Annotated in this window: 24 protein-coding genes; 20 read left to right on the forward strand and 4 right to left on the reverse strand. The window is 68.4% G+C overall.

What is annotated here, in order from left to right; translation table 11 throughout:
* Positions 1-29 precede the first annotated feature (29 nt).
* From AC3WT6_RS08400 to AC3WT6_RS08420, 5 genes are all read left to right on the forward strand, one after another.
* A complete protein-coding gene (locus tag AC3WT6_RS08400; protein ID WP_492653130.1) occupies positions 30-1,388 on the forward strand; it encodes a DUF1329 domain-containing protein in 1,359 nt (452 codons plus the stop codon).
* Between the two features lie 105 nt (positions 1,389-1,493).
* On the forward strand, positions 1,494-2,084 hold the full coding sequence (locus tag AC3WT6_RS08405; protein ID WP_492653131.1) for a glycine zipper 2TM domain-containing protein: 591 nt from the start codon (positions 1,494-1,496) through the stop codon (positions 2,082-2,084).
* A 24-nt stretch (positions 2,085-2,108) separates the two neighbouring features.
* On the forward strand, positions 2,109-2,423 hold the full coding sequence (locus AC3WT6_RS08410) for a hypothetical protein (RefSeq protein WP_492653132.1): 315 nt from the start codon (positions 2,109-2,111) through the stop codon (positions 2,421-2,423).
* 21 nt (positions 2,424-2,444) lie between these two features.
* Positions 2,445-3,122 carry a response regulator transcription factor gene (locus AC3WT6_RS08415; protein WP_492653133.1) on the forward strand — a complete coding sequence of 226 codons (678 nt, stop codon included), beginning with the start codon at positions 2,445-2,447 and terminating at the stop codon, positions 3,120-3,122.
* A 41-nt stretch (positions 3,123-3,163) separates the two neighbouring features.
* Positions 3,164-4,489: an ATP-binding protein gene (locus tag AC3WT6_RS08420; protein ID WP_492653134.1), complete on the forward strand. Its 1,326-nt coding sequence runs from the start codon at positions 3,164-3,166 to the stop codon at positions 4,487-4,489.
* A gap of 10 nt (positions 4,490-4,499) precedes the next feature.
* On the opposite strand, the gene orn is transcribed toward AC3WT6_RS08420, so the two are convergent.
* Positions 4,500-5,045 (reverse strand): oligoribonuclease, encoded by a 546-nt coding sequence (gene orn / locus AC3WT6_RS08425; RefSeq protein ID WP_492653135.1) that lies wholly within the window; start codon positions 5,043-5,045, stop codon positions 4,500-4,502.
* A gap of 176 nt (positions 5,046-5,221) precedes the next feature.
* Here orn and AC3WT6_RS08430 point away from each other — a divergent pair, with 176 nt between their 5' ends.
* The 4 genes from AC3WT6_RS08430 (at position 5,222) to AC3WT6_RS08445 (ending at position 8,619) form a co-directional block, all read left to right on the forward strand.
* Positions 5,222-6,589, forward strand: a complete 1,368-nt coding sequence (locus AC3WT6_RS08430; protein ID WP_492653136.1) for a pyridoxal-phosphate dependent enzyme — start codon at positions 5,222-5,224, stop codon at positions 6,587-6,589.
* 147 nt (positions 6,590-6,736) lie between these two features.
* A complete protein-coding gene (locus AC3WT6_RS08435) occupies positions 6,737-7,090 on the forward strand; it encodes an endonuclease domain-containing protein (RefSeq protein WP_492653137.1) in 354 nt (117 codons plus the stop codon).
* Positions 7,087-8,244 (forward strand): trans-sulfuration enzyme family protein, encoded by a 1,158-nt coding sequence (locus tag AC3WT6_RS08440; protein ID WP_492653138.1) that lies wholly within the window; start codon positions 7,087-7,089, stop codon positions 8,242-8,244. Before AC3WT6_RS08435 ends, AC3WT6_RS08440 begins: the two co-directional genes overlap by 4 nt.
* Before the next feature lie 33 nt (positions 8,245-8,277).
* A complete protein-coding gene (locus AC3WT6_RS08445) occupies positions 8,278-8,619 on the forward strand; it encodes a 4a-hydroxytetrahydrobiopterin dehydratase (RefSeq protein ID WP_492653139.1) in 342 nt (113 codons plus the stop codon).
* A 98-nt stretch (positions 8,620-8,717) separates the two neighbouring features.
* On the opposite strand, the gene AC3WT6_RS08450 is transcribed toward AC3WT6_RS08445, so the two are convergent.
* On the reverse strand, positions 8,718-10,415 hold the full coding sequence (locus AC3WT6_RS08450) for a proline--tRNA ligase (RefSeq protein ID WP_492653140.1): 1,698 nt from the start codon (positions 10,413-10,415) through the stop codon (positions 8,718-8,720).
* 127 nt (positions 10,416-10,542) lie between these two features.
* Here AC3WT6_RS08450 and AC3WT6_RS08455 point away from each other — a divergent pair, with 127 nt between their 5' ends.
* From AC3WT6_RS08455 to AC3WT6_RS08505, 11 genes are all read left to right on the forward strand, one after another.
* Entirely contained in the window at positions 10,543-13,464 is a 2,922-nt protein-coding gene (locus tag AC3WT6_RS08455) for a CehA/McbA family metallohydrolase (RefSeq protein WP_492653141.1), read from the forward strand.
* A 164-nt stretch (positions 13,465-13,628) separates the two neighbouring features.
* Positions 13,629-15,071 carry an alanine/glycine:cation symporter family protein gene (locus tag AC3WT6_RS08460; protein ID WP_492653142.1) on the forward strand — a complete coding sequence of 481 codons (1,443 nt, stop codon included), beginning with the start codon at positions 13,629-13,631 and terminating at the stop codon, positions 15,069-15,071.
* 48 nt (positions 15,072-15,119) lie between these two features.
* Positions 15,120-15,440 (forward strand): quaternary ammonium compound efflux SMR transporter SugE, encoded by a 321-nt coding sequence (gene sugE, locus AC3WT6_RS08465; protein WP_492653143.1) that lies wholly within the window; start codon positions 15,120-15,122, stop codon positions 15,438-15,440.
* Positions 15,441-15,545: 105 nt separating this feature from the next.
* Complete coding sequence (locus tag AC3WT6_RS08470) at positions 15,546-16,187, forward strand: lysophospholipid acyltransferase family protein (RefSeq protein WP_492653144.1); 642 nt, start codon at positions 15,546-15,548, stop codon at positions 16,185-16,187.
* 20 nt (positions 16,188-16,207) lie between these two features.
* Complete coding sequence (locus tag AC3WT6_RS08475; protein ID WP_492653822.1) at positions 16,208-17,161, forward strand: MBL fold metallo-hydrolase; 954 nt, start codon at positions 16,208-16,210, stop codon at positions 17,159-17,161.
* A complete protein-coding gene (locus AC3WT6_RS08480; RefSeq protein WP_492653145.1) occupies positions 17,158-17,931 on the forward strand; it encodes a glutathione S-transferase N-terminal domain-containing protein in 774 nt (257 codons plus the stop codon). Before AC3WT6_RS08475 ends, AC3WT6_RS08480 begins: the two co-directional genes overlap by 4 nt.
* Before the next feature lie 22 nt (positions 17,932-17,953).
* Positions 17,954-18,322 carry a VOC family protein gene (locus AC3WT6_RS08485; RefSeq protein WP_492653146.1) on the forward strand — a complete coding sequence of 123 codons (369 nt, stop codon included), beginning with the start codon at positions 17,954-17,956 and terminating at the stop codon, positions 18,320-18,322.
* Positions 18,323-18,327: 5 nt separating this feature from the next.
* Positions 18,328-19,029 (forward strand): alpha/beta fold hydrolase, encoded by a 702-nt coding sequence (locus tag AC3WT6_RS08490; RefSeq protein ID WP_492653147.1) that lies wholly within the window; start codon positions 18,328-18,330, stop codon positions 19,027-19,029.
* A gap of 128 nt (positions 19,030-19,157) precedes the next feature.
* Positions 19,158-20,534, forward strand: a complete 1,377-nt coding sequence (locus AC3WT6_RS08495; RefSeq protein ID WP_492653823.1) for an MBL fold metallo-hydrolase RNA specificity domain-containing protein — start codon at positions 19,158-19,160, stop codon at positions 20,532-20,534.
* Positions 20,531-22,042, forward strand: coding sequence for a thymidine phosphorylase family protein (locus tag AC3WT6_RS08500; protein WP_492653148.1), 1,512 nt, complete (start codon positions 20,531-20,533; stop codon positions 22,040-22,042). The genes AC3WT6_RS08495 and AC3WT6_RS08500 overlap by 4 nt, the downstream gene beginning before the upstream one ends.
* Positions 22,043-22,984 carry a ribose-phosphate pyrophosphokinase gene (locus tag AC3WT6_RS08505; protein WP_492653149.1) on the forward strand — a complete coding sequence of 314 codons (942 nt, stop codon included), beginning with the start codon at positions 22,043-22,045 and terminating at the stop codon, positions 22,982-22,984.
* Here AC3WT6_RS08505 and AC3WT6_RS08510 read toward each other — a convergent pair.
* The gene (locus AC3WT6_RS08510; RefSeq protein WP_492653150.1) at positions 22,981-25,326 is read right to left on the reverse strand and encodes a copper-transporting P-type ATPase; all 2,346 of its coding nucleotides are present in this window, start codon (positions 25,324-25,326) and stop codon (positions 22,981-22,983) included. The genes AC3WT6_RS08505 and AC3WT6_RS08510 overlap by 4 nt on opposite strands.
* Positions 25,323-25,763: a MerR family transcriptional regulator gene (locus tag AC3WT6_RS08515; RefSeq protein WP_492653151.1), complete on the reverse strand. Its 441-nt coding sequence runs from the start codon at positions 25,761-25,763 to the stop codon at positions 25,323-25,325. The genes AC3WT6_RS08510 and AC3WT6_RS08515 overlap by 4 nt, the downstream gene beginning before the upstream one ends.
* Positions 25,764-25,785 lie beyond the last annotated feature (22 nt).

Genomic DNA, 25,785 nt, shown 5'->3' on the forward strand with positions numbered 1-25,785 from the left:
CGGCGGCGTTCCTGCTGGAGGAGTAGTCCATGACCAAGCCGCTCAAGCGCAACGCGCTACTGCTGTCCCTCTGGCTACTGGCCCTGCCGGTGGCGGCCAAGGTCAGCGCCGAGGAAGCCGCCAAGCTCGACAAGGAGCTCACTCCCATGGGCGCCGAGCGCGCCGGCAACAAGGCCGGCACGATCCCGGCCTGGGAAGGCGGCCTGCCGCAGAAAGACTACCCGCGTGGCGCCAACCCCTACGCGGAAGACAAGCCGCTCTACACCATCACCAGCGCCAATCTGAAGCAGTACGAGGCGCTGCTGACCGAAGGCCAGAAGATGCTGTTCAAGACTTTTCCGGACAGCTACCAGATGCCGGTCTACCCGACCCGGCGCAGCGCCAGTTACCCGGCCTGGTTCAACGAGGCGACCAAGAACAACGCCACCAAGGTCGAGCTGACCAACGAGGGCTATGGCTTCAAGGGCGCGGCGCAGGGTTATCCCTTCCCCATCCCCAAGAACGGCACCGAGGTGATGTGGAATCACATCATGCGCTACAACACCAAGGGCTTTAAGGGCTATGTGGTGGCCATCCCCACCCAGGCCGACGGCAGCTGGGTGGCCGAGCGCAACTACGTGGAGCTGAGCTTCGTCTACAACAACCCCAAGACCACGCTGGAAACGCTCAACAACCAGAACCTCTACGCCTTGATCAAGACCGTGGCGCCGCCGAATAAGGCCGGCACCTCCGATCTGCTGCACGTGCCCATCGACCGCAAGGCCGAGAACACCGGCGTCTGGGAGTTCAACCCGGGACTGCAGCGGGTGCGGCGCATCGGCGAGGTCGGCTACGACAATCCCCTGTTCGACGGCCTGATGACCCACGACCAGCTGGACATGTTCAACGGCCCGCTGGACCGCTACACCATCAAGCTGCTGGGCAAGAAGGAGGTGCTGATCCCCTACAACAGCTACCGCCTCTACGACCCTAAGCTCAAGTACAAGGACATCGCGCAGAAGGGCCACATCCGCCGCGACCTCAGCCGCTACGAGCTGCACCGCTGCTGGGTGATCGAGGCGGAGGTGAAGCCCGGCTTCAACCACCGCTACAAGAAGCGCACCTTCTGGCTCGACGAGGACTCCTGGATCGTCCACCTGCAGGACATCTACGACGAGCGCGGGCAGTTCTGGCGCACCGCCGAGAGTCATTCGATCAACTTCGCCAACGTCCCGGTGGTGGTCAACGGCGTGCAGGTGCACTACGACCTGCAGTCGCGCCGCTACGTCGCCATCAACCTCACCAACGAGGAATCCAAGCTCATCGAATACGACTGGGAGAAGGACCCCAAGTACTTCACGCCCCAGCAGTTGCAGAAGTTCGCGACGGCGGGAAAGACTGGGGGCTGAGAGCGCGGCTTAAAAGCCGGGGTAAAGTTCAGGGACAATTCAGTTCACCCGCCTAGTGTGCCTACCAGCCCGCAATCCGCGCGGGTGAACGCCCTGGAGTCATCCATGCACAAGCCCAGCCTGATCGCCCTCGTCACCGCCAGCAGCCTGTTTGCCACCGTCGCCGAGGCCGGCGGCCGCTACCACGGCGGCTACGACCGCGACTACCGCGAAACCGACTACGCCCAGGTGGTCTCCTCGCGCCCGATCTACAGCCAGGTGCGGGTCAGCGAGCCGCGCCGGGAATGCTGGGACGAGCGCGTCACCTACCGCGACAGCTACCGCGGTGGTGGCCGCGGCAGCGCCTTCGACAACACCGCCGGCGCGGTGCTGGGCGGTGTCATCGGTGGCGCTGCCGGCCACCAGCTCAGCGAGGGCTCGGGCAAGCAGATCGCCACCGCCATCGGTGCGCTGATCGGCGCCAGCGTCGGCTCCAATGCGGTGCGCAACAGCTATTCGCGCGGCGACGACGACTACCGCGAGCGGGTCGCCTATGAGCCGCGCTGCCGCACCGTCGAAGACAGCCGCTACGAGGAGCGCATCGAAGGCTATGACGTGACCTACCGCTACAACGGCCGCACTTACAGCACCCGCATGCCCTACGACCCCGGCAACCGCATCGCGGTCGAGGTCGAGGTGGCGCCGGCCCGCTACTAAACCCGGCGACCTGAACCAACCGCAATGCGACGTCTCCTCGCCAGCTTCTGCCTGCTGTGGACCGGCACCGCGTTCGCGGCCGGTCTCTGGGGCACGGCGCGCGAGGTGCAGCGGCAACCGACCTGGCCGGCACCTTCGCAGCGGGAGCTGCCGCCGGCCGGCTTCGTGCCGCAGGAAGACCGCCTCGAAGACCAGGATCTGTCTCCCGGCGAGGCCGCCCGGCGTGCGCAGCAGATGAACGGCGGCGGCCGGGTGCTGGCGGTCGAGCAGGCGCAGGGCGGCTGGCGGGTCAAGCTGATCAAGAACGGCGATGTGCGCATCGTCTTCGTCCCCGACTGAAACCTTACTCCCGAAGAGCCCATGCGCATCCTGATCGTTGAAGACGAACCCGCCCTGCGTGCCCAGATCGCGCTGGCTTTTACTGACGAGGGCTATGTGGCCGAAACCGCCGGCGACGGCGAGCAGGGCCTGTACATGGCCCAGGAGTACCCCATTGATCTGGCGGTGATCGACCTGGGCCTGCCCAAGCTGGGTGGCGTCGAGCTGATCCGCCGCCTGCGCAAAGCCGGCCGCACCGTGCCGGTGCTGATCCTCACCGCCCGCGACGGCTGGCAGAACAAGGTCGAAGGCCTGGAGGCCGGCGCCGACGACTACCTGGTGAAACCCTTCGACACCCCGGAACTGCTGGCCCGCGTGCGCGCCCTGCTGCGCCGCACCGGCGGCTGGGCCAGCGCCACGCTCAACAGCGGCCCCTATGCGCTCGACACCGGCTCCAAGCAGCTGCAGGTGAGCGGCGTGAACATCGACCTGACCAGCTACGAATACCGGGTGCTGGAATATCTGCTCACCCATGCCGGCAAGGTGATCTCGAAGTCCGAGCTGTCCGAGCATCTGTACTCGGAGGAAACCGAGCGCGACAGCAATGTCATCGAGGTGTTCATTCGCCGCCTGCGTCAGAAGCTCGACCCGGAAGCGACGATCAACCCGATCACCACGCTGCGTGGCTCGGGCTACCGTTGGGACTTGCCGCGCGCCTGAACCCTTTGAAGGCCCTGGCGCAGCCAGGGCTAAGATGCGCCATGGGCTCCCTACGCACTCGCCTGCTGATCGCCGCCTCGCTGACCCTGGTGGTGTTCACCGCCCTGTGCGGCCTGAGTCTGGATCGCGCCTTCGAGACCAGTGCCCGGCAGTCGCAGCTGGAGCGCATGCAGGCACTGGCCTACGCGCTGCTGGGCGTGGCCGAGCCGAACGAGTACGGCGAGCTGAGTTTTTCCTCCTACCAGATGCCGGACCCGCGCCTGGATCGCCCGCAGTCGGGCCTGGAGGCGGCGCTGTTCAGCGACAGCGCCGCCCTGCTCTGGGGTTCGCAAAGCCTGCGCGACAACGTGCCGACGCCACCTAGGCAGGAGGTCGGCGAGTGGCGCTTCGAGGAGCTGCCCGACCGCTTCGTGCTGCTGTTCGGTCTGCGTTATTCCGGCGAGGCCGAGCGCGAGCGCCGCTACACCCTGCTGCTGATGGAAGACAACAGCGCCTACCAATCGCAGCTGGATGCCTACCGCCGCACCCTGGCGCTGTGGCTGGGTGGCGCCGCGCTGGTGCTGCTGCTCCTGCAAGGCCTGGTGCTGCGCTGGAGCCTGAGGCCGCTGCGCCGGCTGGTGCGCGAGCTGCGCGAGGTGGAAAGCGGCAGCCGCGTGCAGATCGAAGGCAACTACCCGGACGAGCTGACGCCGCTGACCCAGGGCCTCAACACCATGATCGGCGCCGAGCGCAACCGCCAGACCCGCTACCGCAATGCCCTGGGCGATCTCGCCCATTCGCTGAAGACGCCGCTGGCGGTGCTGCGCGGCGTCGCCGAACGACCGCTGGCGCCAGATTCCTCGAAACTGCTGGGCGAGCAGCTGCAACGCATGCAGCACATCGTCGACCACCAGTTGCAGCGCGCCGTCAGCCGTGGCGGCCAGCGCGCACTGGCGGAAGCGGTGCCCTTGCGGCCGCTGGTCGAGAAGATCAGCGCGGCGCTATCCAAGGTCTACGCCCGGCGCGAGCTGCAGGTACAGCTGGACATCCCCGCCGGCCTGCGCGCCCGCGCCGACCAGGGTGATCTCTACGAGCTGCTCGGCAATCTCATGGACAACGCCGCCAAGTACGGGCGCGGCCGCCTGCAGGTCGGCGCCAGCCGCGAGCGCGAGCGCCTGCTGTTGACGGTGGAGGACGATGGCCCCGGCTTCCCCGACGAGGCCGAGACGCTACTGGAGCGTGGCGCCCGCGCCGACAGCCGCCAGGAAGGCCAGGGCCTGGGGCTGGCGGCGGTGCGCGAGATCGTCGAGGCCTATGGCGGCGAGCTGCTGCTGCACCGCAGCCGTGTGCTGGGCGGCGCCTGCGTGACGGTGCGTCTGGCGGTCTGAGGCGCCGACCCTAGACCTTGAACAGCTGCGCCCGGTAGTGGCGCAGCTCTTCCACCGACTCGCGGATGTCGTCCAGCGCCTGGTGGCTGCCTTCCTTCTTCAGGCGCTTCAGGGTCTCCGGTGCCCAGCGCGCCGCCAGCTCCTTGACCGTGGAAACGTCGAGATTGCGGTAGTGCAGGAAGCGCTCCAGCTCCGGCATCCAGCGCGCCAGAAAGCGGCGGTCCTGGCAGATCGTATTGCCGCACAGCGGCGAACTGCGCGGCGGCAGCCAGGCGTGCAGAAAATCCAGCGTGGCGCGCGCGGCGTCGGCCTCCATCACCGTCGACCGCCGTATGCGTTCGACCAGGCCCGACTTGCCGTGGGTGCGCCAGTTCCAGGCGTCCATCATCGCCAGCACCTCCTCGCTCTGATGGATGGCCAGCACCGGCCCTTCGGCGAGCAGGTTGAGGTTCTTGTCGGTGACCAGGGTGGCGATCTCGATGATGCGGTCCTGCTGCGGATCGAGGCCGGTCATCTCCAGGTCCATCCAGACCAGGTTGTCGGGGCTAAAGGGCATGTTCGGATTGCGGATTGCGGATTGCGGATTGCGGATTGCGGATTGCGGATTGCGGATTGCGGATTGCGGATTGCGGATTGCGCGCAGGGTGGCGGTTCAGTCCGAAATCCGCAATCCGATATCGGAAATGGCCCGTGCTAGCCTCGCAGCCATATCCGCATTGATAAGGAGGAGACATGCGCCGTGACGGCCGCGTGCTCGACACCATCGGCAACACGCCGCTGGTCGAGCTGAAGAACCTGGACAGCGGCCCCTGCCGTTTGTTCGTGAAGCTGGAGAACCAGAACCCCACCGGCAGCATCAAGGACCGCATCGGCCTGTCGATGATCGAGGCCGCCGAACGTGAGGGGAAAATCCAGCCCGGCGGGATGCTGGTCGAGGCCACCGCCGGCAACACCGGCCTGGGTCTGGCGCTGGTGGCGGCGCAGAAGGGCTACCGGCTGACCCTGGTGATCCCCGACAAGATGGCGCAGGAGAAGGTGCTGCACCTCAAGGCGCTGGGCGCCGAAATCCACATCACCCGCAGCGATGTCGGCAAGGGCCACCCCGAGTACTACCAGGACATCGCCGAGCGCATTGCTGGCGAGACCGGCGCGTTCTACGTCAACCAGTTCGCCAATCCCGCCAACCCTTTCGCCCACGAGGCGACCACCGGCCCTGAGATCTGGGCGCAGAGCCAGCAGATGCTCGACGCGGTGGTGGTGGGCGTCGGCAGCGGCGGCACGCTCACCGGCCTGTCACGCTACTTCGAGCGGGTCGCCCCGCATGTGGAAATGGTGCTGGCCGACCCCAAGGGCTCGATCCTGGTGGACGTGGTGAAGACCGGGAAGATCCAGAAGGAGGCCGGAAGCTGGCTGGTGGAGGGCATAGGCGAGGACTTCATCCCGCCCAACTGCGACCTCTCGCGGGTGAAGACCGCCTACGAGATTCCCGACGCCGAGAGCTTCTTCACCGCCCGCGAACTGCTGGCCAAGGAAGGCATCCTTGGCGGCTCCTCCACCGGCACCCTGCTGGCGGCCGCCCTGCGCTACTGCCGCGAGCAGACCGCGCCCAAGCGGGTGGTGAGCCTTGTCTGCGACAGCGGCAACAAGTATCTGAGCAAGATGTACAACGACTTCTGGATGTTCGAGCAAGGCCTGCTGGAGCGCCCGCGACACGGCAACCTGCTGGATCTGATCGTGCGCCGCTACGCCGAGGGTTCGGCGGTGACCGTGCGCCCGGAAGACACGCTACTGCACGCCTACCGGCGCATGAAGCTGTTCGATGTCTCGCAGCTGCCGGTGATGGAGAGCGATGCGGTGGTCGGCATCCTCGACGAATCCGATCTGCTCCTGCAGGTGCACGCCGATCCGGCGCGCTTCAAGGAGCGGGTATCGGTGGCGATGACGCGCAACGTCGTCACCATCGCACCCAGCGCGCCGATCGCCGAACTGCTACCGATCTTCGCCAAGGATCTGGTGGCGGTGGTCGCCGAGGCCGGACGCTTTGTCGGCCTCATCACCAAGATCGACCTGCTGAATTACTTGCGCAAGCAGTTGGGGTGAACCAGCAACGCCCCCACCCCGGCCCTCCCCCGCTACGCAGGGGAGGGAGTTTTCAGTTCCCTCCCCCGCCTGCGTGGGGAGGGTTAGGGTGGGGGCGGTATGCGCAACTCAAAATCACTTCAACACGCGGCACAGCTGAGGCGCGAGATGACCGACGCCGAGCGCCATCTGTGGCAACGCCTCAGGTTGCGCCAACTCGCCGGCCATCGATTCCGCCGCCAAGTCCCCATCAGCTCCTACATCGCCGACTTCGCCTGCCTGGATGCCAAACTGATCATCGAACTCGACGGCGGCCAGCACGTCGAGGAAGCCGCCCATGACCAGCAACGCGAGTGGGCACTGAAGGCACTCGGTTATCGGGTAATACGCTTCTGGAATGACGCGGTTTTCAAAGAGACAGAGGCGGTTTTGCAAGTGATACTCGACGCCCTGAACGAAACGCCCCCATCCCGGCCTTCCCCGGCAAGCGAGGGAAGGAGACAAGACGGCAGCAGCCCATGAAAAACGACGCCCAATTCGCCACCCGCTGCATCCACGCCGGCCAGGCGCCGGACCCGACCACCGGCGCGATCATGCCGCCAATCTCGCTGTCCTCCACCTATGCGCAGGAAAGCCCGGGCGTGCACAAGGGCTACGAGTATTCGCGCAGCCACAACCCCACGCGCTACGCCTACGAGCGCTGCGTCGCCGATCTCGAAGGCGGCGCGCGCGGCTATGCCTTCGCCTCCGGGCTCGCCGCCACCGCCACCCTGCTCGACACTCTGGAGCCGGGCGCGCACGTCATCGCCAGCGACGATCTCTACGGCGGCAGCTACCGGCTGTTCGCACGGGTGCGCGCGAAGTCGGCGGGGCTCAGGTTCAGCTTCGTCGACCTGCGCGAGCCGAAGAATGTCGAGGCCGCGATCACCCCGGAGACGCGGCTGATCTGGGTGGAGACGCCCACCAACCCCATGCTCAAGCTCGCCGACCTCTCCGCCATCGGCGAGATCGCCCGCAAGCACGGCATCCCGGCCTGGGCCGACAACACCTTCGCCAGCCCCTATCTGCAAAGGCCGCTGGAGCACGGTTTTGCCGGTGTGATGCACTCGGCCACCAAGTACATCAACGGCCATTCCGACGTGGTCAACGGCCTGTTGATCGCCGGCGCCGATACCGACTTGCAGGAGCGGCTGGCGTTTTTGCAGAACGCAGTCGGCGCGGTGCTTGGCCCCTTCGACAGCTATCTCGCGCTGCGGGGAGTTAAGACCCTGGCCCTGCGCATGCAGCGCCACTGCGAGAACGCGCAGGCCCTGGCCGAGTGGCTGGAAGCACACCCGAAAGTGGCGCGGGTCCACTACCCCGGCCTGCCCTCGCATCCGCAGCACGCGCTCGCCAGGCAGCAGATGCCGCGTGGCTACGGCGGCATGATCTCCATCGAGCTGAAGGGCGGCCTGGAGGAGTCGCGGCGCTTTCTCGAACGTACGCGGCTGTTCGCCCTGGCGGAGTCGCTGGGCGGAGTAGAAAGCCTGATCGAGCACCCGGCGATCATGACCCACGCCAGCGTGCCGGCCGCGCAGCGGGCGGCGCTGGGCATCTCCGACTCGCTGTGCCGGCTGTCGGTGGGCATCGAGGATGTGGGCGATTTGCGAGCAGACCTGGCCGACGCTCTGGCCTAAACTCCGCGCCGAACTTCCAGGAGCCCCGCAATCATGACCAGCAAACTCGCCGAAAAGCGCTGCATCCCCTGCGAGGGCAAGACGCCACCGCTGCCGGCCGCCGAGGCCGAGGCGCTGAAGAAGGAACTGCGCAGCGAGTGGGAGTTCGCCGACGAAGGCCGGAAGCTGGTGGCAACCTTCCAGTTCAAGAACTACTACCACACCACCGCCTTCGTGAACGCGGCGGTCTACGTCGCCCATCGCGAAGACCATCACCCGGACATCAGCTTCGGCTACAAGACCGTGCAGATGAGCTGGTGGACGCACACCGCCAACGGCCTCACCGAGAACGATTTCATCTGCGCGGCGAAGATCGACGCGCTGCTGAATCGCTGAAGCGGATCGCGGGAGCGTCTCGCCGGCCGCGAACGCCCCCACCCTGGCCCTCCCCCGCGTCGCGGGGGAGGGAATCAGCTTCTAACTTGAAGTGCGGGCTAGGCCAGCTTGGCGAGCACGGCCTCGACCGTGGCCGGGATCATCTCGGCAGCGGCCGCGGCGCGCTGCTTGTACTCGTACTGCTGGGTCGCCAGGCCCTTGTCGCCGATGACGATGCGGTGCGGGATGCCGATCAGGTCGGCGTCGGCGAACATCGAGCCCGGACGCTGGCCACGATCATCGAGGGCGACGTCGATGCCCTGCGCCTGTAGCGCCGCGTAGAGCGCCTCGGCGGCGTCCTTCACCGCCGGCGAACGGTCGCTGCCGATCGGGCAGATCAGCACGCGGAACGGCGCCACCGCGTCCGGCCAGATGATGCCGTTGGCATCGTGCTTCTGCTCGATCACCGCCGCCGCCAGGCGCGAGACGCCGACGCCGTAGCAACCCATATAGGGCGTCACCGCCTCGCCCGCCTCATTGAGCACGGTGAAGCGCATCGCCTCGGTGTACTTGCGGCCGAGCTGGAAGATGTGACCACCTTCGATGCCACGGTAGAACTTGATGGTGCCGACACCGTCCGGCGAGGGATCGCCCTCGACGACATTGCGCAGGTCGGCCTGCTCGACATAGCTGCAGTCGCGGCCCCAGTTGACGCCGGCCAGGTGGTGGTCGTTCTCGTTGGCGCCGCAGACGAAATCCGCCACCGCCGCCGCCGCGTAGTCAGCGATCACCGGCACCGGGCAGCCCACCGGGCCGAGATAGCCGACCTCGGCGCCGAAGGCCTGCTGCACCTCGGCCGGGTCGGCCAGGGTCAGCGGACTGGCGATCTTCGGATGCTTGCCGGCCTTCACCTCGTTGAGCTGGTGATCGCCGCGCAGGGCGATGGCAACCAGGCCGCCCTCGGCGCCCTTCACCACCAGCAACTTCACCTTGCCGCTGAGCGGCACCTTGAGGAAGTTCGACACCTGCTCGCAGGTCTTCTGGCCCGGGGTGCTGACTTTGCTCAGCATCGCCGAAGGCGCGGCCGGCGCCGGCTGCGGCAGGGTGGCGGCGGCCTCGATGTTGGCGGCGTAGCTCCCGCCCTCGGCCACCGCCAGCAGGTCCTCACCGGCGCCGGCGAGGATGTGGAATTCCTCCGAGGCCGAGCCGCCGATGTTGCCGCTGTCGGCCTGTACCGCCCTGAAGTCCACACCCAGGCGGGTGAAGATGCGGGTATAGGCCTGGCGCATGTTGTCGTACTCGCGCGCCAAGTCCTCGTGCGTCATGTGGAAGCTGTAGGCGTCCTTCATGATGAATTCGCGCGCGCGCATCACCCCGAAGCGCGGCCGGCGCTCGTCGCGGAACTTGGTCTGGATCTGGTAGTAGTTGATCGGCAGCTGCTTGTAGCTGCGGATGTCCTGGCGCGCGGTGTGGACGATCACTTCCTCGTGTGTCGGCCCGTAGCAGAACTCGGCGCCGTGGCGGTCCTTCAGGCGCAGCATCTCCGCACCCATGATTTCCCAGCGGCCGGACTCCTGCCAGAGCTCAGCGGGGTGGATCGCCGGCATCAGGGTTTCCAGCGCGCCGGCGCGGTTCATCTCCTCGCGGACGATGCCCTCGATCTTCTGCAGCACCTTGAGCCCGATCGGCATCCAGGTGTAGAGGCCGGCGCCGAGCTTGCGGATATAGCCCGCGCGCTGCATCAACTGGTGGCTGATCACCTGCGCGTCGGCAGGCATTTCCTTGGTGGTGGCAAGCGGGAAGCGGGAGAGGCGCATGGCGGGGTCCGGATGGAAAGCGCGCGGATTCTAGCGGACGCGGCGGGCAGGCAGCCCACCTTCGTCATCGAACCGTGACCTTGCCCCCCTAGCATGGCGGGTTCATCAGCCTCGACGGACCGTCTCCATGCGCCATCTGCCCGCCTTCGCCCTCGCCCTGCTGCTGGCCGCCTGCAGCGACTCGCCCAGCGGTGACAGCGGCCAGCCCGGCCAAGGTGGCGACCCGCGCCGTTACCAGCTGACGGTCAGTGTCGAGGGCAAAGGCCAGCTGGTCTCCGCACCCTCCGGCATCGCCTGCGGCAGCGATTGCAGCGAGAGCTATGCCGATGGCGCGGTGATCAGCCTCACCGCCAGTCCGGACGCCGGCCAGAGCTTTCTCGGCTGGGGCGGCGCCTGCGCCGGCAGCAGCCCGCTGTGCACCCTGGTGCTGCACGCCGACACCACGGTCAGCGCCCGCTTCAGCAGCAACAGCGCGCAAGTCCTCAAGCTCAGCCGCGAGGGCCAGGGCACGGTCAGCAGCGATCTGCCCGGCATCGACTGCGGTGAGCGCTGCGAAGCCGGCTTCGCCACCGACAGCACGGTGAGCCTGAGTGCCGAAGCCGCGGCCGGCTGGCAGTTCGCCGGCTGGAGTGGCGATTGCAGCGGCAGCACCGAATGCCGTCTGGCCATGAACGCCGCACGCAATGTCGGCGCCCGCTTCACTACCCTGCCCACTACCGCGCCGCAGGGCAGCTGGCTGGCCGGCGACATGCATGTGCATACCGACCATTCCGCCGACGGCTCGCTGCCGCGCCAGCTGCTCGATGGCCGTGGCGCCGGCAATGTCAGCGTCGCCGACCAGATCGGCCAGGGCGCGCTCTCCGGCCTCGACTGGATGCCGATCACCGATCACCGCACTTACGACCAGCACTACGACCCGCTGTGGACCAGCGACCAGCTGCTGCTGATCCCCGGCGAGGAGGCCAACGGCAGCCCGCACGCCAACCCCATCGGCGCGGTGGACTGGGTGGTGCAGGGCGCCAACTATCCCGGCCGGCCGGGTTGGGCGGTGCTGCAGACCTCGATCTGGGACGCCCACAGCCAGGGCGCGGTGTGGAGCCACAACCACCCGGACGACGGCCATCTCAATGACGACGGCACGCCCAACGAGCGCGCCAACGCCATCGGTGCCGACGCGATGGAAATCTGGAACCGCGGCAGCGGCATCGAGGCCGAACTGAAGTACGCCGAGGGCCTGTGGAACGCCGGTTACCGCTTCAGCGGCGTCGGCGGCTCCGACAACCATTTCCGCGAACTCTGGCTGCTCGCCGGCCCCGGCCAGCCGGCCACCCAGGCCTATGCCGCCGAAGCCAGCGAGCGCGCCATCCTGCAGGGCCTGCAACGCGGCCGGGTCCATCTCAAGGGCGGCAACAACGCACTGTTCCCGACACTGAGCCTGGAAGCCGATTTTGATGGCGACGGCGTCTACGAGGCGATGGCCGGCGATGAAGTGGTGGCCGCGCCCGGCAGCAGCGGCAAGCTGCGCCTGCGCATCCAGAACGCCATCGGCAGCACCGTCACGCTCTACCGCAATCCGGGCAAGAACGCCGGCGCGGTGGTCGCCAGCTACACGCCGTTCCAGCTCGAACAGATCCACGAGATCGACATCCAGGCCGGGGACACGCACAGCTGGTACTACGCCGAGGCGCGCGGCCTGGGCTTCGACAGCCTCAACACCAACGACATCGCCAGCATCTTCAACCCGGTGCGTCTGGTCGATGCCCGCCAGGCGATCACCGCGCCGATCTTCATCGGCCCCAGCCTCGCCAGCCCGCAGCCGGCCGAGGCAATCCCGGCCGAAACCGCTGGCGACGACGGCGCCCGTCGAATGTTCGGCGGCCTCGGCCGATTCGCCGGCTTTCCCGACCTCGCGGTCAGCGAGGGCCTGCGCCATCTGGTCGCCGAAGTACACGAGGAAGGCAGCACCAAGGTGATGTACCGCCGCGTCGCCGCCGACGGCCGCGCCGCCCCTGCGCTGGACCTCGCACCCGCCAGCCGCAGTGCGCGCTTTCCGCGCATCGCCGCGCAGGGCGCGGAGGTCTGGGTGGTCTGGCAGGATGAGCGCGCAGGCCAGGTGCCGCGCCGGCCGGCGGTCTATCTGCGTCACTCCAGCGACGGCGGCCTGAGCTGGCAGCCGGAACAGGCGCTGCGCGCCATCGCCGGTCGCGCCGAGCGACCGGTGATCGCGCTGCGCCCGGATGGCAAGCCGGTGGTGGCCTGGCAGGAAATCCGCGCCGCCGAACCGATGGACGTGTTCGTGCAGCTGCTGGGTGTGGATGCCGAGCCGGTGAACGTCAGCCGCGTCGGCAAGAGCTTCCAGGCCGCCAATCTGTTCGACAGCCGCAGCGCCATCTACCCGGCCTCGGTGTGGCCGACGCTGGCGGTGCGCGCCGACGGCCGGATCGCCCTGGCCTACCACGACGACCGTACCGACCCCGATCCGCTGTGGACCGGCCAAAGCCTGAGCGGCGACAGCAGCGACGTGGACAACTGGCAGATCCGCGTCCACACCCGCGCCGTCGATGGCGACTGGAGCGAGGCGGCCAGCCTGGGCGCCGACGACCGCGCCGACCGCCACGCGGCGCTGGCCTACGCCGGCGACGGCAGCCTGATCTGCGTCTGGGACAGCAAGACCCTCGACGCCGCCGGCGCCAATCTCTCGATCCGCCACGCGCGCTCCACCGACGACGGCGCCAGCTTCCTCACCGCCGAGACCCTGCTCGGCGGCGAGGAGCAGGCCTTCAGCCAGTACCCGCGCCTGGGCGTCGACGCCGACGGCCGGGTGCGCGCGGCGTGGACCGACAACCGCTCGGCCGACTGGCGCTGGAAGACCATGACCGCGGTATTCGACACCGCCCAGGACTGGAGCGCCGGGCAGCTGCTGGGCGGCCCCGGCAACAACAGCTGGCCGGCGCTGGCCGGCGGCCAGCTCGTGTTCGCCAGCAGCCGCAACGCCCAGCGTCTGCAGCGCGACCCCACTCAGCAGGTGTTCCTGCGACCACTGCCCTGAGCCCTCGCGGCGACGATGAGCCAGCGCCTGCCCCTGCAGGCGCTGGTAATTTTCGCCCGCAGTGGCGATCAGGCCCGGTTTCGCCGCGGTTCTTGCTAGTGGAAGGCCCGCGTCCGTACTCTCGGCCGCAAACCCGCCCTTAGCCGAACCGGAGCCCTTACCCCGTGGATGCCCTCGTCAACGCCGTCAACAACCTGATCTGGAGCAAGGCGCTGATCGCGCTCTGCCTGGGCACCGGTCTGTACTTCTCGATCCGCACGCGCTTCATGCAGGTGCGCGGCTTGGCCGAGATGCTGCGCTTGATGTTCCGGGGCAGTGCTTCGGCTTCCGGCGTCTCCTCGTTCCAGGCGCTGGCGATGTCGCTGTCCGGCCGCGTCGGCATCGGCAACATCGCCGGTGTCGCCACCGCCATCGCCTACGGCGGCCCCGGCGCGGTGTTCTGGATGTGGACGGTGGCCTTTCTCGGCGCCTCCACCGCCTATATCGAATCGACGCTGGCGCAGATCTACAAGGAAAAGGACGAGCAGGGCCAGTACCGCGGCGGCCCGGCCTATTACATCGAAAAGGCGATGGGCCAAAAGTGGTACGCCTGGATCTTCGCCGTGGCGACCATACTCGCCACCGGTCTGCTGCTGCCGGGCGTGCAGGCCAATGGCATCGCCTCCAGCATGAACGCCGCCTGGGGCGTGCCGCCGCTGGCGACCGCCATCGGCGTCGGCCTGGCGCTGGGCTTCATCATCTTCGGCGGTCTGCGTCGCATCGCCGGTTTCGCGGAACTGGCGGTGCCGTTCATGGCGCTGGCCTACATCCTGGTGGCGCTGGCGATCCTGATCGTCAATGCCGCCAAGGTGCCGGAAGTGATCTCGCTGGTGTTCCGCAGCGCCTTTGGCGCCGAGGCGGCGTTCGGCGCAGTGCTCGGTCTGGCGGTGGAATGGGGCGTGAAGCGCGGCATCTATTCCAACGAGGCCGGCCAGGGCACCGGCCCGCACGCGGCGGCGGCGGCGGAAGTCAGCCACCCTGCCAAGCAGGGCTATGTGCAGGCCTTCTCGATCTACGTCGACACCCTGATGGTCTGCTCGGCGACCGCCTTCATGATCCTCGCCACCGGCAAGTACAACGTCATCAACCCCAACGGCGGCCTGCTGGTGGAAGCCCTGCCCGGCATCGAACCCGGCCCCGGCTACGCCCAGTACGCGGTGAGCACCGTGCTCTCCGGCCAGGGCCCGGGTTTCGTGGCGCTGGCGATCCTGTTCTTCGCCTTCACCACCATCGTCGCCTACTACTACATGGCGGAAACCAACATCGCCTACATCAACCGCAAGATCCACCGCCCCTGGATGATCCTGGCGCTGCGGGTGGGCATCCTGGTCGCGGTGGTCTACGGCACTGTGCGCAGCGCCGGCACCGCCTGGGCGCTGGGCGACATCGGCGTCGGCCTGATGGCCTGGCTGAACATCGTCGCCATCCTGATCCTGCAGAAACCGGCGCTGCTGGCGCTGAAGGATTACGAGGCGCAGAAGAAAGCCGGCAAGGATCCGGTGTTCGACCCCGACGCGCTCGGCATCAAGAACGCCGAGTTGTGGAATGAGATCAACCCGCCCAAGTAGCCACCGAAAGTCGTTAGTCTCCAGCCATCGCGACCGGAGACTTTGCGTATGGCCTGGGCATGGCTGGTACTGGCAGGACTGCTGGAAATCGTCTGGGCCATCGGCCTCAAGTACACCGAGGGCTTCAGCCGTTTCTGGCCCAGCCTGTGGACGCTGGCGGCGATGGCCGCCAGCTTCAGCCTGCTGAGTCTGGCGCTGAAGACCCTGCCGGTGGGCACCGGCTATGCGGTCTGGGTCGGTATCGGCGCCATCGGCACCGCCGTCGTCGGCATCGTCTGGCTGGACGAGCCGGCCAACGCTGGACGGCTGCTGAGCTTAGGCCTGATCCTGATCGGCATCGTCGGCCTGAAGCTGTCCACCCCAGCCTAGGCAGGCGCCGCCTCTCTAGCAGAAAAGTCGGGCCTTGGCTTCGCGCACAATACGCGCGGCCCATCCCCAACTATTACCCGGCTTTCAACCCATGAGACTGTTCCCATGAACCTGCACATCGGTGCGCAGGTTCCGCGACGCGGCAACCTGCTTTCCCGCGGCTTTGCCCGCCTGGTTCTGCGCCTGATGGGCTGGCGCCTGGAAGGCGACATCCCCAACTTGCCGAAGATGGTGCTGATCGGCGCCCCGCACACCTCAAACATGGACGGCGTGATCGGCCTCGGCACGCTCATGGCCTTAGGCCTGGATGCCGGCACCATGATCAAGGACAGCGCCTTCAAGGGCGTCATGGGTCCGCTGCTGCGCTGGTTCGGCGCCATTCCGATCAACCGCAAGAGCCCCAAGGGCGTGATCGAGCAGAGCGTCGACGCCTTCAACAGCAAGCCGGCGCTGCTGCTGCTGATCGCTCCGGAAGGCACCCGCCACGCCGCTCCGGAGTGGAAGCGCGGCTACTACCACATCGCCCTCGGCGCCCAGGTGCCGGTGCTGCCGGCCGCCGCCGACTATCGCAAGAAGGTGGTCACTTTCGGGCCACCGCTGTACCCGAGCGGCGACTACCCGGCCGACTTCGCCAAGCTGCTCGCCTTCTACGGCCAGCACCTGGCCCCGCAGCATCCGGAGCGGCTGTCCAAGCCGCTCTGCGAGCTGGCCGGTCTGCCCTGGCGGCCGGAAGCCGACGAGGACTAAACACGCAAAGCCCCATGGACATGACGCCTTTCCCCGCCCTGGACCTCGGCCAGGGCATCACCTGCCTCGACACCCTGCAAGAGCGGCCCGGCATGGCCTGCTGCTATCTGCTGGAACGCGGCGACGATCTCGCCTTCATCGAGGCAGGCACCTCGCCCGGCGTGCCGCGCCTGCTGACCGAACTCGACGCCCGCGGCCTGGCCCGAGAGCGCGTGCGCTATGTGATCGTCACCCATGTGCACCTGGATCACGCCGGCGGCGCCGGCCTGCTGCTGAGCCAGCTGCCCAAGGCCAAGCTGGTGGTGCACCCGCGTGGGGCGCGGCATCTGATCGACCCCTCGAAGCTGATCGCCGGCGCTACCGCGGTCTACGGCGCCGAGGCGGTGGCGGCGATGTATGGCGAGATCGTCGCCGCGCCGGCCGAGCGGGTGATCGCTCCCGCCGATGGCGAGTCCCTGCCGTTCGGCAATGGCGCGCTGCAATTCATCGACTCGCCCGGCCATGCCCGTCACCACTTCAGCATCTGGGATGCCGAGAGCCGCGGCTTCTTCACCGGCGACACCTTCGGCCTGTCCTACCGCGACTTCGACGACGCCGCCGGCCCCTGGCTGATCCCGACCACCACGCCGGTGCAGTTCGAGCCCGAGGCCTGGTACCAGACGCTGGACCGCTATCTGAGCTACGCGCCACGGCGCATGTACCTGACCCATTACGGCGCGGTGGACCAGGTGCTGCTGCTGGCCGAGCGCCTGCGCGCCGGCATCGCCCGCTACGCGGCGCTGGCGCGTGGTCTGGCGCAGGCGCCGGATCGCCACCAGGCGATCAAGGCCGCGCTGCGCGCCGACCTCTTAGCCGATCTCGCCGCCCGCGGTCATCAAATGCCGGTGGCGCAGGTCGATGCCCTGCTCGCCACCGATCTCGAACTCAATGCCCAGGGTCTGGGTGTGTGGCTGGACGCGCAGAAACCCTCATGAGCCTGAAGACCGACGTCTACCTCAATCTGCTCGCCGGCAGCCTGCGCGGCTGGCGCGGCACCCAGGCCTTTGCTCCGGCGCCGCGGCAGCCGGCGCAGCCGCTCAAGCTCTATGACATCGAGGCCAGCCCCTATTGCCGGCTGGTGCGCGAGGTGCTCACCGAGCTGGATCTCGACGTGCTGATCCTGCCCTGTCCCATAGGCGGCAAGCGCTTCCGGCCGGAAGCCGAGCGTCTCGGCGGCAAGCAGCAGTTTCCGCTGCTGGTCGACGACAACACCGGCACCCGTCTCTACGAGAGCGCCGACATCATCGACTACCTGGGCAAGACCTATGGCCGCCGGGTGCGCGGCCCTGGCCTGCTGCGGCCGCTGGCGGTGGCAGGCTCGTTTCTGGCTTCGACCACCCAGTGGCGGCCCAGGGCCGGGGTGCGCGGCCTGAACGCGCGGCCCTCGAAGGCGCCGGCCCAGCCGCTGGAGCTGTACAGCTTCGAGGCCAGTCCATTCTCCAAACCGGTGCGGGCGCGGCTCTGCGAGCTGGAGCTGCCTTATTTGCTGCGCAACACCGGCAAGGGCGCCTGGAAGGACATGGGGCCGCCGAGCTTCCGCGACCGCCTGTTCAAGGGTGATATGGGCACCAGCCGCAACCGCCGCTGGCTGGCCGAGCACACCGGCAAGGTGCAGGTCCCCTATCTGATCGACCCCAACACCGGCACGGCGATGTATGAGTCGCGCCACATCCTGCGTTACCTCAACCAGAACTATGCGGCCTGAGCCGCACCACCAGGAGAACCTCATGATCAGCTACGTCACTCTCGGCACCCGGGACTTGCCCCGCGCCAAGGCCTTCTACGACGCCCTGCTGGGCGAAGTCGGCGCCCAGCACTACATGGAGACCGAGCGCTTCGTGCTCTGGGGCACCAAGCCGGGCCAGCCCCTGCTCGGCATCGCCCTGCCCTATGACGGCAAGCCGGCCACTGCCGGCAACGGCACCATGATCGCGCTGACCTGCAAGGACAAGGCCGAGGTCGACCGGCTCTACCAGAAGGCGCTGGACCTGGGCGGCACCGACGAAGGCCCGGCCGGCGCGCGCAGTGCCAACTTCTACGCCGGCTACTGGCGCGACCTCGACGGCAACAAGCTCGCCTTCGTCCACGTCGGCTAAAGCGCATGGCAACGCCGCTGCTGATCCTGCACGGCTCGCGCGGCGCCGCCTCGGCGCTACGGCCACTGGTGGATGCGCTGCGGCCCGCCGGCCAGATCGAAGCCCTGAACCTCTTGGGGCATGGCGGCCGCGCCATCCCCGAGCAGTTCAGCGTGGAAGCCTTGGCCGCCGACGTGCTGCAACAGATGGACGAACGCGGCCTGGAGCGCGCGCGGCTGTTCGGCTACAGCTTTGGCGGCTATGTCGCGCTCTGGCTGGCGCGCCATCACCCGCAGCGGCTGGCCGGCGTCTGCACCCTGGCCACCAAGGTGCGCTACGACGCCGAGACGGTCTCGCACTTCACCCACCTCTCCAGTCTCGAACGCATCACCGCGCCCGGCAGCCCGCAACCGGCGATCCAGGCCAGCCTGCATCCAGGCCAGGACTGGCGGGCGCTGGCGACCCGGCTGGCCGATCTTTACCGTCGCCTGGGCGAGCAGCCGGCGCTGAGTGATGAGGACTTCCGCGCCATCCGGGTGCCGACCCTGCTGATGTCGGCGCATGCCGACCAGCTGCTGCCCTGGCAGGAGCTCTTGGACCTGCACCGGCTGATCCCCGGCAGCCACGCCTTCACCTTCGCCGGCCGGGCCCATCCCATCGACGCGCTGCCCCTGCCCTTGCTCACCACCGTGCTCGCCACCTGGTTGAAGGATTCCGCCCGGGCTTGACCCAGGTCAATGTGTGATCGGCGTCGGCTGCGCAGCATGATTAATATCCTCATGCCGCACCGCCTGGAGCCATTCCGCATGCTAGCCACCGCGACATCGCGCCCGCGACTTGCCCGGGGCCGAGCATGATGGACTTGGGTTTCTACGGCGCCACCGGCACCGTCACCGGCTCCAAGTACCTACTGCGTAGCGGTCGTGCCCAGGTGCTGGTCGACTGCGGTCTGTTCCAGGGCTACAAGCAGCTGCGGCTGCGCAACTGGGGGCCGCCGCCGTTCGACCTCGACCAGCTCGATGCAGTGGTGCTCACCCACGCCCACCTCGACCACAGCGGCTATGTGCCGCTGCTGGTGAAGAAGGGCTATCAGGGGCCGATCTACTGCACCGAGGGCACCGAGGCGCTGTGTCGCATCCTGCTGCCCGACAGCGGCCGCCTGCAGGAGGAGGAGGCGGAAAACGCCAACCGCCATCGCTGGTCCAAGCATGCGCCGGCGCTGCCGCTGTATACCGAGGCGGATGCCTTCCAGGCGCTGGAGCGTCTGGAGCCACTGCCCTTCGACCACGATTTCGAGCCAGTCAAGGGCCTGCATGCGCGCTTTCTGCCGGCCGGCCACATCCTTGGTGCGGCGATGGTGCAGTTCACCGACGGCAAGACCCGACTGCTGTTCAGCGGCGACCTCGGCCGCCCGCACGACCCGATCATGCGCGCGCCGACGCCGCTGCCGGAAACCGACTATCTGGTGGTCGAGTCCACCTACGGCAATCGCCGTCACGAGACCACCGACCCGCAGCAGGAATTCGGCGAGGTGATCCGTCGCACCGCCGCCCGTGGCGGCGTGGTGATCGTGCCTTCATTCGCGGTCGGCCGTGCCCAGGGCCTGCTGTGGGCGGTGCACCGCCTGAAGGCCGAGGGCCAGATTCCGGCCAAGCTGCCGGTATATCTGAACAGCCCCATGGCAGTGGATGTCACCGCCGCCTACCGGCGCTTCCGCCGCGAGCACCGGCTCAGCGGCGAGGAGTGCAACGCCATGTGCCATGCCGCCCACTACGTCAACACCGTCGAGGAGTCGAAGGCACTCAACGAGCGTCACGGCCCGATGCTGATCATTGCCGGCAGCGGCATGGCCACCGGCGGCCGGGTGATCCACCACCTCCAGGCCTTTGCCGGGGACGCGAGGAACACCATCGTCCTGGCTGGCTTCCAGGCCGGCGGCACCCGCGGCGCGGCGCTGCGGGACGGGGCGGAGAGCATCAAGATCCACGGCCAATACGTGGCGGTACGTGCCGAGGTGGTGAACCTGAACAATCTCTCCGCCCACGCCGACTACGCGGAAACCCTCGACTGGCTGCAGCCCTGCAAACAGCCGCCGCTGCGCACTTTCATCACCCACGGCGAACCGGCCGCCGCCGATGCCCTCCGTCAGCGCATCGAGGAGCAGCTGCATTGGACCTGCCAGGTGCCCGACTACCAGGAACATGTGGCGCTGACCCCGCCCAAGCGCAAATGAGCAGCGGCGCGCTACCGACCCTGCGCATCCATCCGATGGGCATCAACACCTATCAGGAGCCGGTGGCCTATCTGCGCACCGACTGCCATGTCTGCCGTGCCCAGGGCTTCGACACCCATTCGCGGATTCGCATCAGCCTCGATGGCCATTCGGTGATCGCCACGCTCAATATCGTCGCCCCGCATTTGCTGGAAGCGGACCATGTCGGCCTCTCGGACGCCGCCTGGCGGGCGCTAGGCGGCAAGGAAGACGACCGCGCCCAGCTCTCGCATCCGGAACCGCTGGAGTCGTTCTCGCAGGTGCGTAGCAAGGTCTACGGTCACTCGTTTTCCCGCAGCGGCCTGCAGGCGGTCGTCACCGATATCACCGCTGGCCGCTACTCGGAGCTGGAGATGGCGGCCTTCGTCACCGCCTGCGCCGGTGACGCGCTGTCGCTGGACGAGACCATCGCCCTCACCGAGGCCATGATCGGCGTCGGCCAGCGCCTGCACTGGTCGGCGCCGCTGGTGGTGGACAAGCACTGCGTCGGCGGCCTGCCCGGCAACCGCACCACGCCGATCGTGGTGGCGATCGCCGCCGCCGCCGGCCTGGTCATCCCCAAGACCTCGTCGCGGGCGATCACCTCGCCCTCCGGCACCGCCGACACCATGGCGACCATGGCGCCGGTGGATCTCGACCTGGACGCGATGCGAAGGGTGGTGGAGCGCGAGGGCGGCTGCGTGGTCTGGGGCGGCGCCATGGGGCTGTCGCCGGCCGACGATCTGCTGATCCGCGTCGAGCGGCCGCTGGACTTCGACAGCGAGGGCCAGCTGGCCGCCTCGATCATCTCCAAGAAAGTCGCCGCCGGCTCCAGCCATCTGCTGATCGACATGCCGGTCGGACCCACCGCCAAGGTGCGCAGCGCGCGCAGTGCCGAGTCCCAGACCCGGCGCCTGCACGCGGTCGGCGAGGCGCTGGGTCTGAGCGTACGGGTGCTGCGCACCGACGGCAGTCAGCCGGTGGGTCGCGGCATCGGCCCGGCGCTGGAAGCCTGGGATGTGCTGGCGGTGCTGCAGAACCAGGCCGATGCGCCGGCCGATCTCGCCGAACGCTCGCTGCTGCTGGCTGGCCATCTGCTGGAAATCGGCGGCAAGGCGGTGGCTGGCGAAGGTCTGGGCCAGGCCCGTGAGCTGCTGCGCAGCGGTGCCGCCTGGCGCAAGTTCCAGGCGATCTGCCTGGCCCAGGGCGGCCTGCGCGAACCGCCGCGTGCGGCCCATACCCAGGATTTCCTGGCCAGCCGCGACGGCCGGGTGCAGAGCATCGACAACCGCCGGCTGGCGCGCATCGCCAAGCTGGCCGGCGCACCTGCCTCGCCCGCCGCCGGCATTGAAATGGCGGTGCGTTGCGGCGACCGGGTGGAGCCCGGCCAGCGGCTGTACCGCCTGCACGCGCAGTCGCCGGGTGAACTCGCTTATGCCGCCGCCTACGCCGGAGCCCATCCGGAAACCATCCACGTCGAGGACGACTAAATGACCGCCATCGTCTTTTCACTGCCCGGCCAGGAAGCTCTGGCCGCCCATCTTGTCTCCGCTCTGCACGCGGAAACCGGCCAATTGAACCTGCGCCAGTTCCCTGACGGCGAAACCTATGTGCGCATCGGCAGCGCGGTCTGGGGTCGCACCGCGATCCTGGTCTGCGGGCTGGACCAGCCCAATGCCAAGAGCCTGCCGCTGTACCTCGCCGCCGCCACCCTGCGCGAGCACGGCGCCCAGCGCATCCTGCTGGTGGCGCCCTACTTGGCCTACCTGCGCCAGGACAAGATTTTCCAAGAAGGCGAAGGCCTGACCTCCCAGCACTATGCGCGCTGGCTGTCGTCCTTCCTCGACGGCCTGGTGACGGTGGACCCGCATCTGCACCGCATCCGCCAGCTGGGCGACATCTATTCGATTCCGACCCGGGTGGCGGCGGCAGCACCCGCCATCGCCCAGTGGCTGCGCCGCAGCCAGCCGAACAGCCTCTTGATCGGCCCCGACCAGGAAAGCGAGCAATGGGTATCGCGCATCGCCCGCGAGGCCGGCTGCCCCTATCTGGTGCTAACCAAAGAGCGCCTCGGTGACCGCAAGGTCGCGCTGCGCCTCCCGGAGATGGAGCAGCACCGCGACCACCAGCCGGTGCTGATCGACGACATCATCGCCAGCGCCGGCACCATGATCGAAACCGTCGGCCGCCTGCGTCAGGCCGGACTGCCGGCACCGACCTGCATCGGCGTGCATCCGATCTTCGCCGGCAGCGCCTACCAGGATCTGATCCAGGCCGGCGCCGCGCGGGTGCTCAGCTGCAACACCATCGCGCACGCCAGCAATGCCATCGACGTGCACGGCCTGATCGCCGAAACCGTCGCCGAGCTGCTGCTGCCAGCCCCCATCGTCAGGCCGGTCAGCGCCAGTGCGGCAGCGGCGGTGCCGGCTTAGAGCCCGAGCTTGCGCAAGCGCAGCGCGTTGGCGATCACCGACACCGAGGACAGGCTCATCGCCGCGCTGGCGATCACCGGCGACAGCAGCAGGCCGAACAAGGGGTAGAGCACGCCGGCCGCCACCGGCACCCCAAGCGCGTTGTAGACGAAGGCGAAGAACAGGTTCTGGCGGATGTTGCGCATGGTGTGCCGCGACAACTGCACCGCCTTGACGATGCCGCGCAGATCACCCTTCACCAGGGTGATGCCGGCCGACTCCATGGCCACATCGGTGCCGGTGCCCATGGCGATGCCCACCGCCGCCTGTGCCAGCGCCGGCGCGTCGTTGACGCCGTCGCCGGCCATCGCCACCACCCGCCCCTCGCCTTGCAGACGCCGGACCGCCGCCGCCTTGTCCTGCGGCAGCACGTCGGCGATCACCTCGTCGAGGCCCAGGCGGGCGGCGACCGCGGCGGCGGTGCCGGCGTTGTCGCCGGTGAGCATGATCAGGCGGATGCCCAGGGACTTGAGCGCCTGCACCGCTTCCGGCGTGGTCGGCTTGACCGCGTCGGCGACCACCAACAGGCCGGCGAGCTGGCGGTCGAGCAGCACATAGATCACCGTCGAGCCTTCGGCGCGATGCTGCGCAGCCGGCGCCGAGAGTGCTGCGACATCCAGCCCCAGCTCCTCGACCAGGCGCTGGTTGCCGACCTGCACCTGCCGGCCCTCGACCCGCGCCCAGGCACCGCGACCGGGGTCGGAGCCGAAGTCGCTGGCCGGCGCCAGGCTCAGACCGCGTGCGGCCGCGCCTTCGACCACCGCGCGCGCCAGCGGATGTTCGCTGGCGCTCTCCGCCGAAGCGACCAGGCGCAACAGCTCGTTCTCGTCGCCCGCCAGGGCCAGTACCTGGCGCAGCGAGGGCCGGCCTTCGGTCAGCGTGCCGGTCTTGTCGACCACCAGGGTATCGACCTTCTCCAGCGCCTCCAGCGCCGCCGCGTCCTTGATCAACACGCCTTCCTGGGCGCCACGACCGACGCCGACCATGATCGACATCGGCGTTGCCAGGCCCAGCGCGCAGGGGCAGGCGATGATCAGCACCGACACCGCCACCAGCAGCGCGTGCGCCAGCGCCGGCGGCGGTCCAACCAACGCCCAGACCAGGGCGGCGACCAGGGCCACCAGCACCACCGCCGGCACGAACCAGGCGGCGACCACGTCGGCCAGGCGCTGGATCGGCGCGCGGCTGCGCTGCGCCTGGGCGACCATCTGGACGATCTGCGCCAGCAGGGTCTCGGCACCGACGTGCTCGGCCTGCATCAGCAGGCTGCCGCTGCCGTTGACGGTGCCGGCCGAGACCGCGTCGCCGGCCTGCTTGCGCACCGGCAGCGGCTCGCCGGTGAGCATGGACTCGTCGACATGGCTGCTGCCGTCCAGCACCCGGCCATCGACCGGAATCTTCTCGCCCGGACGCACCCGCAGTTGCTCGCCGGCCTGCACGAGTTCAATGCCGACTTCCTCCTCCTGGCCGTCCTTCAGCCGGTGGGCGATGCGTGGTGCCAACTTGAGCAGCGCGCGCATCGCGCCGGAGGTCTGCGAGCGGGCCTTCAGCTCCAGCACCTGGCCGAGCAGCACCAGGGTGACGATCACCGCCGCCGCCTCGAAGTACAGCGGCACGCTGCCCATCGGCGTGCGGAACGAGTCCGGCAGCGCCGCAGGGAACAGGGTGGCCAGCACCGAGTAGGTCCAGGCGGCGCCGGTACCAAGCGCGATCAGGGTGAACATGTTGAGGCTGCGGTGACGCAGCGAGTCCCAGCCACGGACGAAGAACGGCCAGCCGGCCCAGAGCACCACCGGCGTCGCCAGCAGCAGCTGCGCCCAGGCGACGGTGCGATGACCGAACAGGCGCATCGGGTCCACTGCCGGTAGCAGCTCGCCGAGCATGGCCCAGAGCAGCGGCAGGCTCAGGGCGGCGCTGATCCAGAAGCGCCGGCGCATGTCGTCCAGCTCACTGTGGTCCTCGGCCTCGGCACTGGGCGCCAGCGGCTCCAGCGCCATGCCGCAGATCGGACAGGTGCCGGGGCGGTCGCGGCGCACTTCCGGGTGCATCGGGCAGGTCCAGACCGTAGCGGCCGCGGCGGCGGCCGGTGCCAGCGCGGCCGACGGCGCCTGACCGCCATGGCCGGCATGTCCCGAGTGCTTGTCGGCCTGGCCGCCGCCACAGCAGGCAGCGGCCGGCGGAGCAGAGCTTGGAGTAGGCGCGGCGACGGGCACCACCGCCGGCTTGGCCGGCGGCTGCCCGCAGCGGCCTTCACCGCATTTGTGTTCGCCGGACTTGTTGTTGCCGGAATGATCGTGGTTCATGCGGCGCTCCGTACCGAGATGGGGTGATGGGCGACGGCCGAGGGCTCCAGCACTGCCTCGATGATCGGGCAGCCAACCAGGCCACCCTCGCCGTCGCAGTGCTGCACCAGCCCCTGCAAACTGTGTTGCAGGGCCTGCAACTCGCGCAGCTTGCGCTCGATCTCGTCCAGCCGGCGCCGGGCCAGCTCGCGCACCGAGGCGCGCGGCCCCTGGCCGTCGTTGAGGCGCAGCAGCTCGGCGATCTCTTCCAGCGAGAAACCCAGGGCCTTGGCGCGACGGATGAAGCGCAGACGGCTGATCTCGGCCGCCGCGTACAGCCGATAGCCGGCGGCGCTGCGGGCCGGCTTGCGGATCAGACCGGTGCGTTCGTAGAAGCGCACCGTGTCGATGCCGACACCGCTAGCCTCGGCGAGCTTGCCTATGGTCAGGCTGTCCATGCGTACTCCAGATTCGAGTGGG

This window comes from Stagnimonas sp. FW305-C-60 (assembly GCF_058782965.1).